We start from the raw sequence: 374 nt of genomic DNA, 5'->3' as shown, positions 1-374 counted from the left end.
TTGCGGCAAAGCCCGCGATGCGGGCCGCCGGGTTGCGCTCGCACGGCATCCTGTGGTGACCCTCCCGGCATGCCGTGTCTGTCGCCGGGAACACATCCCGCTGAACCGGAGACAGAGGACCCCCTGAGCAAGATGCCTCTTCCCGCGAGCGCCGCCACGGCCCTCCTGACCTGCGCCGCATCGGCCGCCGACCTGCCGCGCCGCGCCGCCCCGCCGCCGGTGTTCACCCCCGGGCCGGTGTTCACCTGGACCGGCGCCTATTTCGGTATCAACGCCGGCTACGCCTTCGACGCCAGCAGCCGCTCCAACAACTCGACCTTCGTCGTGCCGGGCGGTGTCGGCCTGACCAGCGGCCCGGCCGCCGTCGCCACCTT

1 pseudogene is annotated in these 374 nt (G+C 72.5%); it reads left to right on the top strand.

Annotated elements, in window-relative coordinates:
* Positions 1-132 precede the first annotated feature (132 nt).
* A pseudogene (locus MKL09_RS00905) lies at positions 133-374 on the top strand (porin family protein); the annotation flags it as partial.

Source organism: Methylobacterium sp. J-048 (genome assembly GCF_022829515.1).
In the GTDB taxonomy this organism is placed as follows: Bacteria; Pseudomonadota; Alphaproteobacteria; order Rhizobiales; family Beijerinckiaceae; genus Methylobacterium.
Note: the sequence above shows the minus strand (reverse complement) of the source record. Positions and strands in the feature narration are given on the sequence as shown.